Source organism: Pseudoalteromonas sp. T1lg76 (assembly GCF_002964725.1).
Taxonomy (GTDB): Bacteria; Pseudomonadota; Gammaproteobacteria; order Enterobacterales; family Alteromonadaceae; genus Pseudoalteromonas.
Genome location: NZ_PQCE01000003.1, coordinates 62801 through 74799 on the forward strand (window position 1 = coordinate 62801; position 11999 = coordinate 74799).

General features: G+C 48.9%; 8 protein-coding genes and 1 pseudogene. 3 read left to right on the forward strand and 6 right to left on the reverse strand.

Going from position 1 to position 11999, the window contains the following annotated elements; genetic code table 11:
- Nucleotides 1-63: 63 nt before the first annotated feature.
- From adk to pgi, 6 genes and pseudogenes are all read right to left on the reverse strand, one after another.
- Nucleotides 64-708: an adenylate kinase gene (adk, locus tag C2M35_RS00860; protein WP_105215662.1), complete on the reverse strand. Its 645-nt coding sequence runs from the start codon at nucleotides 706-708 to the stop codon at nucleotides 64-66.
- Nucleotides 709-898: 190 nt separating this feature from the next.
- Nucleotides 899-1606, reverse strand: coding sequence for a SapC family protein (locus C2M35_RS00865; RefSeq protein WP_105200610.1), 708 nt, complete (start codon nucleotides 1604-1606; stop codon nucleotides 899-901).
- A gap of 397 nt (nucleotides 1607-2003) precedes the next feature.
- Nucleotides 2004-4603 (reverse strand): annotated as a pseudogene (locus C2M35_RS00870) (TonB-dependent receptor).
- Nucleotides 4604-5008: 405 nt separating this feature from the next.
- Nucleotides 5009-5719, reverse strand: coding sequence for a 6-phosphogluconolactonase (gene pgl, locus C2M35_RS00875; protein ID WP_105264408.1), 711 nt, complete (start codon nucleotides 5717-5719; stop codon nucleotides 5009-5011).
- On the reverse strand, nucleotides 5719-7191 hold the full coding sequence (gene zwf / locus C2M35_RS00880) for a glucose-6-phosphate dehydrogenase (protein ID WP_105264409.1): 1473 nt from the start codon (nucleotides 7189-7191) through the stop codon (nucleotides 5719-5721). The genes pgl and zwf overlap by 1 nt, the downstream gene beginning before the upstream one ends.
- A gap of 370 nt (nucleotides 7192-7561) precedes the next feature.
- Nucleotides 7562-9205 carry a glucose-6-phosphate isomerase gene (gene pgi, locus C2M35_RS00885; protein ID WP_105264410.1) on the reverse strand — a complete coding sequence of 548 codons (1644 nt, stop codon included), beginning with the start codon at nucleotides 9203-9205 and terminating at the stop codon, nucleotides 7562-7564.
- Between the two features lie 486 nt (nucleotides 9206-9691).
- Here pgi and C2M35_RS00890 point away from each other — a divergent pair, with 486 nt between their 5' ends.
- The 3 genes from C2M35_RS00890 (at nucleotide 9692) to rsxB (ending at nucleotide 11993) form a co-directional block, all read left to right on the forward strand.
- On the forward strand, nucleotides 9692-10723 hold the full coding sequence (locus C2M35_RS00890) for a LacI family DNA-binding transcriptional regulator (RefSeq protein WP_105264411.1): 1032 nt from the start codon (nucleotides 9692-9694) through the stop codon (nucleotides 10721-10723).
- 131 nt (nucleotides 10724-10854) lie between these two features.
- Nucleotides 10855-11436: an electron transport complex subunit RsxA gene (gene rsxA / locus C2M35_RS00895; RefSeq protein ID WP_105190380.1), complete on the forward strand. Its 582-nt coding sequence runs from the start codon at nucleotides 10855-10857 to the stop codon at nucleotides 11434-11436.
- A 2-nt stretch (nucleotides 11437-11438) separates the two neighbouring features.
- Nucleotides 11439-11993, forward strand: a complete 555-nt coding sequence (rsxB, locus tag C2M35_RS00900; protein ID WP_105200851.1) for an electron transport complex subunit RsxB — start codon at nucleotides 11439-11441, stop codon at nucleotides 11991-11993.
- Nucleotides 11994-11999: the final 6 nt, after the last annotated feature.

Sequence of the window (11999 nt, forward strand, 5' to 3'; positions counted from 1 at the left end):
TACCGATAAAAGCAGCGCTAGGATCAAAAAACCGCCTGACGGCGGTTTTTGTTTTTTCGGCGCTTAACCTAGTAATTCAGCTAGTTGCTGACTTACGGTTTCAACCGCCTGAGTACCATTTAGCTTGTGGTACTGAGTGTTGCCCGCATCGGCTTCACCTTGGTAGTAATCAACCAAAGGCTTGGTTTGGTCGTGGTAAATAGCCAGACGCTTACGTACCGTTTCTTCGGTGTCGTCATCACGGATGATTAGGTCTTCACCGGTCACGTCGTCTTTACCTTCCACCTTAGGCGGGTTGTAAACTACGTGGTAAACACGGCCAGAGCCTGGGTGTACGCGACGACCGCCCATGCGCTCAACGATCACTTCGTCGGCAACATCAAACTCGATAACATGATCAACGGCAATGCCGTTTTCTTTCATGGCATCGGCTTGTGGAATAGTGCGCGGGAAACCGTCAAGTAGGAAGCCGTTTTCACAGTCGGCTTTAGCTACACGCTCTTTAACCAGACCAATGATAATATCGTCAGACACAAGTTGGCCCGCATCCATCACTTTCTTCGCTTCTAAACCAAGCGGCGTGCCTTCTTTAATAGCAGCACGTAGCATGTCACCGGTAGAAATCTGTGGAATGCCGTACTTGTCCATTAAAAACTGAGCTTGCGTGCCTTTACCAGCACCGGGTGCGCCTAATAAGATAATGCGCATAATCATATCCTCGTGTCTGCGTTATTGGGGTCATAAAATAAACTCAAATTTTTTCACAAGGACGAGTGTTACTCAAGGATAAAAAGGTAAAACTTTCGTCCAACATGGTTAACAGCCGAATTAGTAACCAGCCGGGCATAAAAAAGCCCGGTTATTTCCGGGCTCTTATGTTCGTTGTTAAACGATTTACTTATGCATCGCGCTCAGCTTTCAAACGAGCTAGGCGACCAACCTGATGAGTCGAGGTTAAGAAAGAGTAGATAGGCGCCAGGTAACCGCGCTTACGTAGCTCAAGGAAGTCCTCATCGCTAAGCTCTTGCAACTTCTTCTCATCAATCAGGTGGATACCCGTGATGTCTTTTTTCTCGCCCTTGATATCAACGGTTAGCGTTTGTGCTACCAGTAGTTCTTTATCGGCAAGGTACTGAGTGAAGGCATCGGTTACACCGCTGAACTCGATAAAAGAAACCAAAGCTTCTTTACGACGCTTAAGGTATTCCGTCTCTTCACCGTTTTCGAATAGGGCATTGCCTTCTTCTTCGCCAACTAGCGGGCTGGCTTCATCGATAACCACACCGTATTGCTCTTGCTCTGGGTGCTTAACCAGACCTAGTGGGTAGCGAGTAACCGCTAGCGGGGCAAAAGCTGCCTGCCATTGGTCATCTTTGATAAACAGGTTTTCGCCCGGCTCAAGACCGAATAAGGCAACCGCTTGGAATTTACCAGACTCATTGTTTTTTACGAACGCCAGTGGGAATTCATTGGCGATACGACCAAACTCGTGCGCCACTACCGGCACTAAATGCTGAGTTTTTAAAAATTCGATGTTAAGGCCAGGTTTAATTTTTGTGTTGGCATGCTTTTCGTTATGCAAAGGCTGTACTTGTTGTTCCGCCATGATACTGCTCCATACTATTTACGTATTTATTACTTGTTGTGGCCTAAGGCTATCGGTTTTGTTGACAAAAAGAAAGTGAAAATACATTAAAGTTTGATGTACCCTTTTCCCCCTATTTTGGCGGTTCGGTAATGCCCTAGCCCTTGGTTAGACTTGTTTAAAACGCCGCAAATTAAGGGCATAAAAAAAGCCAGTGCTCAAACACTGGCTTTTTGCTGTAGCGCACAGCTTAATTATACCAATTCACTTAAATAGCTAATCATTCTAGCGGGCTAAATATCATGCTCACAGCGTTGGAATTTTTCTATGTAGAATAACTACATAAGAAAAAATCCCGCCTTGTTATCACATCATTTATCCAGCGCTATATCTGCTCACATACTTAACAGAATTGGTATTAGAATCGGAACTGTAAACCAAGCTTATAGCGAGCTTCGCCTTCGAAGAACCACGCCGGGTAGCCGTCTTTCAACTCAGGTACTACCTGAGCATCGCCTTCGGCTACACCGATTTGTACACTGTCTTCTTCGGTCAGGTTCACGGCTTCAAAGGTCACATCCAGGCTGTCGGTCACCGAGTACTTGGCGCTTAAATCCAAAGTGCCATAGTCCTGGTGCTCACGGTTGCCATAGAAACCAGGCAACTCACGGATCATGTACTCAGAGCGCCAGTTATAGGCAAGGCGCACGTTAAAGTCGTCTGTCTCATAGTAACCAACCAAATTAACCGTGTGATCCGATGAATCGGTAAACACGGATACACGATCCGGGAAGTTTTCCGCCGGTGCCGATGAATCTACTAAGGTGTAGTTCACCTGGTAACCGAAACCATTGTCAAAGCCGTCTTGCAATTGCAGCTCAAGACCTTGAATTTCACCGCCGCTACCTGTGCCCATGGTGGCTATGGTCCAGTTATCTACGCCCGAATCATTATCAACAATACCTATGCCCTGGTTAAGCACTTGATCGGTTTTAGTAAAGCTAGAGATATCCTTGATAAAGTAAGTGGCGCTGAACATGGCGTCGTTATCGAAATAGTACTCGATACCAAAGTCCGCCTGAGTTGCCTTGAATGGCTCAAGACCGATATTACCTTTTTTCAGCACTTCGTTACCGAGGTACCGTCGTTGTAACCGGCCAAAGTGGAAGCTGAGAACATATCTGCGTAGTTAGCGCGTGACATAACCTGGGCCGCCGACACGCGTAAGATCACGTCTTCGCTTAGGTCAAAGGCAATGTTCACACTCGGCAAGACTTCATCATAGTCCGCCTTGTCGGTGCTCAGAGTATCCGCATAATTGCCCATGGCATCGAGATCATAGTAGTCAGACTCGGCATCGGTAGACACATAACGCACACCGATATTACCGCGCATCCCTTCGGCTTCAAAGTCGGCCATCAGGTAAAGCGCCAGGTTTTCTTCCTTTATGGTGCCGTAACCAGAGCGATAAACGTCAGAGGTATTATCAAAGCTGGCAATTGCCGCGTAACCGTCAGTGATCATGGCATCCAGGTTTGGCTCTGGCAGGGTAAAACCTGCGCCCGATGAAACCGTGCCTGAGTAATAGTGATCGGCGCTCTTAGCGGCGATATTATCAATTAGGTTTGCCGAATAGGTCAGCTGCTTAACCTCATGATCAGCCCAGCGCACACCTGTTTTAATAGCGGTAATGGCACCAAAATCTACCGGGAAGGTGAAATCCACCTGGGCATAGGTTTCTTCGTCCGAGTTGGGTTGTTTCTTCAGTGACCAACCTGCCGGCGACAGCTCGCCGTTAAAGTCGCTGGCATCAAACTCTTTATTGGCGATATCTATCTTGATCACATCCCCGGTAGTATCATAGGTGCCCGCGAAATCTGCCGGAGTGCCCAACCAGAAACCATAGTTTGAAGTCAGGTTGGTACCACCGTCCGACTGGGTATTACCGATACGGCCGGTTACTTCGAAGTTGTCGGCCACATATTTAAAGTCAAAATCAACCGTGTCCGAAGTCATTGAACCTGCACGGGCCCAGGTTTGCGCCCAGCCTGGGTTGGTATCATCGGCACTACGACGATAGAAAGTACAGGTACCCGAAGCATTGGTTTGCTCACAGGCCGCGGCTTTGTCATCCGGGAATACGGCGAACAGCGAAGTGTTGGCGTTGTTTGCTTCAAGTTCCAGGCTCATGATATTTAAGCCTAATTCAAGGGCATCGCTTGGACGATACTGGAAAGCGGCATTGATTGCGGTGCGCTCACGCTCTTGCTGGAAGGTAGTAGGAACTATCTCACCCCAGCCAACTAGAGATTCGATACCGTTACGCTGATAGCTGGTTTCCGAATAGGCTGCGGCTACTAGGAAGCCAAAGTCTTCGTTGTCGTTTTTCCACGAATAAAGACCCGATACATCCGGATCCGTCTCTTCGGAAATAGTGCCATAGTCCGCCTTGATGCCACCGAAAATGGTGTTGGCATCCAAGTCCAGCGGCTTGCGTGTTTTCACGTTCACCGTGCCGCCGATGCCGCCTTCTACTGTATCTGCTTGTGAAGACTTACTTACTTCAATGCCGCCAACCAGCTCAGGTGGTAACAAGGTGTAGTTAAAGCTGCGGTCGATTGACTGCTGATCATACCAACCTGTTGATGCCACCGAGTGACCATTAAGTAAGGTGCGAGTCAGCTGCGCCGACGCACCGCGAATAGACACCTGTTGACCCTGGCCAAACTGGCGGTTTACCGAGATACCAGAAATACGACCCAGGGCTTCACCCACATCGCTATCTGGAAATTTACCAATATCTTCTGCAGATACGGCATCGACAACCGAATTGGCGAAACGCTTGGTGTTCATGGCCGCCGCAAGCGAGCGACGAATACCGCGAACTTCAATTACTTCAACATCTTCTTTTACTTGCGTTTGTGTATCGGCCGCCACGGCTACACCAGAAAAACCGGCGCCGAGCGCGAGAGTAACGTTCACTGCTAATAAGCTTTTCTTAAAATTTTTAGCTAACACAGGATTCCCCTTTAATTATTCTTGAATCATTTTATTGATTATCAAATCACTTCTGCCCAGTGATGATGACAACGCTGTCATCTAGTAACAAACCTTACACTCAAAATTACAAATTCGCTACATTTTTTGTCTTTTTAGTTTAAAAAAAGCACTAATCAAACTGTAACAAACTGATTTTATTTGATTTAACTATGAGCCATTAGGGGTTTGTTGGATTGAATCGCGGCGAATATAACACAAATACTAGAGCAAGAGTAAAGTACGCGATAAGTGAAAGTTAATACGCGGTTACAAGAGCTGATCACAAAAGGATATCGAAATGAAATAGGTAAACCTATGGCCATAAAAAACGCAGCCTAAGCTGCGTTTTCTGTATTTTAAAGGCCAAGCCTTATGGGGAATTATTTACGGAGCCCAGTATACTTCCAGTTTGATGTCTGGATGCTGTAACACAGCGCGCAAAGGCATCGCCTGCACATCACCACCTGCTTTGGCTTCTTTGTAGACAGCCAGTTTTTCCTCGCCGCTGATCAACAACTTAACCACTCGCGCTTGGGCGATAGCATGAAGGGTAAGAGTCATACGCTCGGTGATAGCACCGGTCACTTCGCTTTCGATGGCATTAATCGCACACACTAATTGCTGTGAAGATAAGCCTGTTTCTAAACCTTCGGCGAGAGGAAATAAAGATGCGGTATGGCCATCCGGACCCATGCCCAAGATGGTGACATCGAACGGACGCTGGATCTGTGCATACATTTGCTCACACTGCTCAACCCCGGTCTCGGCGGTTTCAGCGCTGTTTTTCATAGTAATAAAGTTGGCGCTTGCCGCCTTATCCTGCAACAAGGTGCTGATAATAAAGCTTTCGTTGCTCTTATCATGGTCGGCATCAACCCAACGCTCGTCAACCATGGCCACATCAACCTTGTCCCAGGCAATATCCAGGCCCGACAGATATTTATAGGCCGGTGCCGGTGAAGAGCCGCCGGATACCATTAAAGACGCACGTTGACGCTCAGTTAAAGCGCTGGTTAAACGCTCCGCCAGCGAAGCTGCCAGGGCCTGTGTCATTTGCTCTTTTGAGTCAAAAAAATGCTCTGTGATGGTCGCCATTATGCACCCTCTCCTGTGTTGAACCAACGGTGATTAGTTTCGGCCAGCAGTTCATCGGCATCGACTGGGCCCCAAGTACCGGCACGGTATAAAGCCGGCGCGCCTTTTTCCTGCCAGCGCTCAATAATAGGGTCGATCCACTGCCAGGCTTGACGTACTTCGTCACGGTGAATGAACAGAGCTGGATTATTGGCCGCAGCATCGAGCATCAAGCGCTTGTAGGCATCGGAGTGGAAACCTGAGCCATAAGACTCGGATAATTCAATGTTCAAGGTCACCGGCTCAAGTTGCATCTCAAGATTGTCCAAACGCTTTGACATCAGGGTTAATTGAATGCTCTCTTCCGGCTGTAAACGGATCACCAAACGGTTAGGCTGAATGGGGCCAACACTCTCATCATAAACATTATGAGAAACTGGCTTATACTCAACCACGATTTCGGCACAACGTTTTTTCATGCGCTTACCGGTGCGCAGATAGAATGGCACACCCGCCCAACGCCAGTTATCAATATGCGCCCTAATGGCGACAAAGGTTTCGGTATTGCTTGGGCCGTCCGCGAGCTCTTCAAGATAGCCCGGGACTATTTTGCCGCCAAGATCGCCGGGCACATACTGGCCACGAACGATATTGTCATCGACCTGCTCGGCCACCAGCGGGCGCAGGGCCTCAAGCACTTTTAATTTTTCGGTGCGAATGGAGTTGGCATTGAGCTTATGCGGTGACTCCATGGCCACTAGGCACAGCAACTGCAACAAGTGGTTTTGTATCATATCGCGCAGCGCCCCGGCCTTGTCATAGAAGCCAGCGCGGCTCTCCAGACCTACTGTCTCGGAAATGCTGATTTGAATATTATCTATGGTCTTGGCATCCCACAGGTTCTCAAATACTGAGTTAGAGAAACGCAGCGCCATCAGGTTTTGCACCGTTTCTTTACCCAGGTAATGGTCGATACGGAAAACTTGCTCTTCGCTAAAGTATTGCGCGATTTTCCCATTGATCTGCTCGGCAGACTCACCACAATAGCCGATTGGTTTTTCCACGACCACACGCGAGGTGTCGGTGATAAGACCCTTGGTGGATAAAATTTCACAGCAGGTACCGTAAACGGCTGGCGGCAGAGAAAGATAGAAAACACGCGATTTATCTTCATCATGCTCATTCAGAATGCTGTTCAACTCATCCCAATGCTCATCGGCCTCGGTTACATTGATCAGCACGGGTACCAGGTAGTTGGCAAAAGCCTGCCAGTCTTTGTTATTGTATTCGCCCTGGCTCAGGTGCTCTTTTAAAGCGAGGTGAGCAGTTTCAATGTATTCGTCACGCTGTTCTACGCTGCGTACGCTAGGTAAGATCCGCGTTCCTTGTGGCAGGTTCCCTTCCTGATAAGCGCGATACATGGCCGGTAGCAGCTTGCGCAAAGCAAGGTCGCCACCACCACCAAAGATTATGATATCAAAAGGATTTAGCATGATTTACTCTCTACCTGTTTACTGTGTGTTCCGACAAGCCAGCAATGCCGAGCCTGTATAGGGCATATTCGTTGTTCTTATTGGGAATTATAACAAGCCCACGGCCTGTGACCCTGATGTTGGTGCGCACCCAAGGGTGCGTCTAGCCATTAACGCCAGACGAATTCTTAGCGGCGAAAAAGGCAAAGCTCCGATCCTAGACAACTAGCGACCGGAGCTTGGGAATAAATGAGCTTTAGGGTCACTGTAATTCCTCTCACAAAAATACAGGCCCCAAAGACTCCAGCGCTACCCGTTCAAAGGTATTCTGTAAGCCGTCCCATCATGGGATAAGCGCTACTCGGCTTTGCTGACGATGCAGCTAAATCTGTTATCGGCGTTTATTCAGATAATACGCCATCAGTCCCTGCGTTGAGCTATCGTGCTCCCCAACACTCTGCGCCCGCAGTTCCGACTCGATATTCTTTGCCAGTCCCTTGCCAAGTTCGACGCCCCATTGATCGAAGGAGCAAATCTGTAAGATGATCCCCTGCACAAAAATCTTATGCTCATACAAGGCGATTAAGCGCCCCAGCGCTCGCGCATCCAACTTATCTAAAATAATAGAGGTTGTTGGCCGATTTCCCGGATGCAGCTTATGAGGGATCAACTCTTCTATTTGTTGCTCACTGACACCCTTTTGCAGCAAATCAGCACGCACCTGCTCGGCGTCAACCCCGTTCATCATGGCCTCACTTTGAGCGAAGAAGTTCGACATCAAAACATCATGATGGCCATCAACCTCGGTCTGCGGCTCGACCGACGCAATAAAGTCCGCCGGCACTATAGTCGTGCCTTGGTGTAGATACTGGTAAAAGGCATGCTGACCATTAATGCCCGTCATCCCCCAGATCAGCGGCACCGTGGTATAAGGCACGGGGTCACCGGCAAAATTTACCGCCTTACCATTACTTTCCATTTCCCCTTGCTGCAAGTAGGCAGGCAACATATGCAGGGCTTGATCGTAAGGCAAAATAGCCAGGGCTCTATGATCTAAAAAGCTGGTATTCCAAACGCTCAACAAGCCCATAAGCACCGGGATATTGGCGTTTAACGGGGCCTCGCGGAAATGCTCATCGATTTCAAAGGCGCCGGCCAGCAATTCACTAAAGGCGTCAAAGCCAAGATACAGGGCTATAGGCAAACCTATCGCACTCCACATCGAAAAGCGACCACCAACCCAGTCCCACATAGTGAATACGTTTTCATCAGCAATGCCAAAGGCTGCAGTTTTTTGCAAATTGGTGCTCACGGCAACAAAATGCTTGGCCACGGCGCCATCATTTTTGGCCGCCTCTTTTAACCAGCGTACCGCGGTGGCGGCGTTGGTCATGGTCTCCGAGGTGGTAAAGGTTTTCGACGACACCACAAACAAGGTAGTTTCTGGGTTGAGTTGCTTTAATACCTGAGCTATCTGCACCCCATCAACATTGGAAACATAATGTATGTTGAGGGTATCATCGGCATAGCTTGCCAATGCTTCTGTCGCCATTTGCGGGCCAAGATTAGAACCGCCCACACCAATACTGACGACATCACGAATGGCTTTATCGCTATAACCGCGCCATTGACCACTGCGCACCTTGTCAACAAAAGCGGCTACTTTCGCCAATTCCTTGTGTACCTGTTCAACAACATTGACGCCATCAAGATTAATAGCCTGAGTGCCTGGGTTACGCAGTGCCGTATGCAAGACCGCGCGTTGCTCGGTAAAATTGATCCTGTAACCGGCAAACATCTTGTCGCGCCACTGAGCCAGGTCGCATTGCTCCGCCAGCTCAACCAGGGTGTCGCGTACCTGTACATCTATCAGTTGTTTGGAATAATCAAACAGCACTCCGGGAATAGCCAATGACAACTTATCGAAGCGGCTTGCGTCCGCGGCAAACAGGTGTTTTAAGTGGGTGTTTTTTAACCCTTGGGCCTGCTTTTGAAGCGTTTGCCAGCTCGTTAATTGTGAACGACTTGCTACCATTGTTAATTCCTTACCTTTCCAACTAGATTAATAGACTCGCGACCGTTGCGCGCGAATTCACTCACTATCACCACATTTTTCTTTATTTTTGTGAAAGTACGAGGACAAACCCACTAATCTTGCGTTTAAAATTGCCATTTTCGGTAAACGTTAAGTTAAAATGACAACGCTGTCAAATTGCTTATTTGAAATTTTATGGGCGGATCATAGCGCATATTTTCGTCCTTGACACCGGTATCATTAGGAAAAATTAAAATTATTCCTGCTAATTATTTATAACTTTAGATACACTCAATGAAAACTTGACCTACAGTCATTTTTCTTTGGAAACAGCGAGTGGGAACTGGCAAAACTAGGAAGCGAATAGGCCTAAGCTTTACTCGATTCTCTGCTGTGTACAGTACCATCTAGGTCACTAATTAGAGACGCTAATTAGATAACAAATACGGGCACCGCCAAGCGCTGCCAAAATAATAAGAAACGCTCATGAAAGTAACCATAAATGACGTTGCGAAACTGGCCGGGGTGTCAATGAAAACGGTTTCGCGGGTAATCAATAACGAGCCTTCGGTGCGCAAAAAAACCCATGACCAGGTCATGGCCGCGGTAAAAGAACTCAATTACCAGCCCAACCTGGCCGCCCGCAACCTGGCCGGTACTTCCTCCTACGCCATAGGTTTAGTTTACGATAACCCTAACGCCTACTATGTAATCGACATGCAAAACGGTGTTTTGTCGCGCTGCCGCCAGGAAGGCTATGAGCTGGTGATCCATCCCTGCAGCTACGCCGACAGCGATATGAGAACCGAACTGAAAACCATGATCCGCCGCTCCCGTATTGCCGGACTGGTGCTCACCCCGCCTTTGTCGGAACAACAAGACCTTATCGATGAACTCGATGAAATGAATATGCATTATGTGCGCATTCTCTCAGGTCGTGGTGATAACAAGGACAACAGCGCTTGCATTTATGTTAACGACTATGCGGCGGCCTACGAGATCACCTCTCACCTGTTGCAGCTTGGCCATAAGAACATCGCCTTTATTTGCGGTGATCAGGGACACAAGTCCACCACCGAGCGTTTGGCCGGCTATCAACGAGCTCTGGCAGACAATCAGATTCAGGCCAGCGAAGCCCTGCTCTACCGCGGCGACTATTCTTTTGAATCTGGCGTAAAGGGTGCCAAGGAGCTGCTCAAAAACGACAATGCCCTTGGCATCACAGCCGTGATGGGCGGTAACGATGAAATCGCCGCTGGCGCCTTGTTTGCCGCGCGCCTGATGAATATTGCCATCCCTGGCGAACTGGCTATCACCGGCTTTGAGGACTCACCCTTTTCCAAACAAACCTGGCCCAAGTTGACCACGGCTCATCAGAATAATGACGAGATCTCCCAGCATGCGGCACGACTCTTGTTCAGTAAAACCCGAGGCGCACGCAATCAGGATAAAGACATCACTCGTATCTTCACCCCAAGCCTGGTGATCCGCGGCAGCTCCGACGCCAAAACCGCCTAAGCACGAACATGGCGGTCTCGGCCGCCACTCTCTCGCGATTGACCATCCTCGCCTATTGACCATCGCAATGGTTGTGAAATGGCCGAGAAATAAGGATAATAGTTCGGTTCTTTTCAGCTTCTTGGGTGCCTATGACGGAATATCTCTTACTGCTTGTCAGTACCGTGTTGGTCAACAATTTCGTATTAGTACAATTTTTGGGTTTATGCCCCTTTATGGGCGTGTCCAGCAAACTGGATACCGCCGTCGGCATGTCACTGGCCACCACCTTTGTACTGACCCTAGCGTCCGTCACTAGTTACCTGGTAAATCAATATATTCTGCTGCCTCTTGAGCTGACCTTTTTGCGTACCATGAGCTTTATCTTGGTGATCGCCGTGGTGGTGCAATTTACCGAAATGGTGGTGCAGAAAACGTCACCCACACTATACCGCTTACTGGGTATCTTCTTGCCGCTCATCACCACCAACTGTGCGGTGCTAGGTGTCGCCTTGTTAAATATCAAAGAGCAGCATAGTTTTGTCGAGTCGGCCGTTTACGGCTTCGGTGCCGCGGTGGGCTTCTCCTTGGTCTTGGTGCTGTTTGCGGCAATGCGCGAGCGCTTAGCCGGTGCCGATGTGCCTGTGCCCTTTAAAGGCGCGGCCATTGCCATGGTCACCGCTGGGTTAATGTCTATGGCCTTTATGGGCTTTAGCGGATTAGTTAAGTTTTAATGATGATTTTATTTTACGCCCTCTGTGCCCTGGGTATCCTAGCGTTAATCTTCGGCGTCATCCTAGGTTTTGCCGCGGTGCGTTTTCGCGTTGAAAGCGACCCCATAGTCGAGCAAATCGATGCCATTTTGCCACAGACCCAGTGTGGTCAGTGCGGTTATCCAGGCTGTCGTCCCTATGCCGAAGCCATCGCCAATGGCGATGATGTCAACAAGTGCCCGCCCGGTGGTGAAGCCACGGTTAAAAAATTAGCCGACCTTATGGGCGTTGAAGCGACCCCGCTCGCAGGTGGCGAACAGGCCGAACCAGAGAAGAAAGTGGCCTATATTCGCGAAGACGAATGTATCGGCTGCACCAAATGTATTCAGGCTTGCCCGGTCGACGCCATAGTTGGTGCCACGCGACAAATGCACACGGTACTGATTGATGAATGTACCGGCTGTGACTTATGTGTCGACCCCTGCCCGGTGGATTGCATCGACATGGTGCCGGTAGCGCAAACCAAACAGACGTGGAAATGGCAGTTGCAAGCCATCCCCGTGACACAAATTGATTAAGAGGTG

Excerpts from the sequence above, each read along its gene's own strand:
- C2M35_RS00890 (WP_105264411.1), top strand. The coding sequence starts at position 9,692 with ATGAAAGTAACCATAAATGACGTTGCGAAACTGGCCGGGGTGTCAATG.
- rsxB (WP_105200851.1), top strand. The coding sequence starts at position 11,439 with ATGATTTTATTTTACGCCCTCTGTGCCCTGGGTATCCTAGCGTTAATC.
- pgl (WP_105264408.1), bottom strand. The coding sequence starts at position 5,719 with ATGGCGACCATCACAGAGCATTTTTTTGACTCAAAAGAGCAAATGACA.
- pgi (WP_105264410.1), bottom strand. The coding sequence starts at position 9,205 with ATGGTAGCAAGTCGTTCACAATTAACGAGCTGGCAAACGCTTCAAAAG.
- adk (WP_105215662.1), bottom strand. The coding sequence starts at position 708 with ATGCGCATTATCTTATTAGGCGCACCCGGTGCTGGTAAAGGCACGCAA.
- C2M35_RS00865 (WP_105200610.1), bottom strand. The coding sequence starts at position 1,606 with ATGGCGGAACAACAAGTACAGCCTTTGCATAACGAAAAGCATGCCAAC.
- zwf (WP_105264409.1), bottom strand. The coding sequence starts at position 7,191 with ATGCTAAATCCTTTTGATATCATAATCTTTGGTGGTGGTGGCGACCTT.
- rsxA (WP_105190380.1), top strand. The coding sequence starts at position 10,855 with ATGACGGAATATCTCTTACTGCTTGTCAGTACCGTGTTGGTCAACAAT.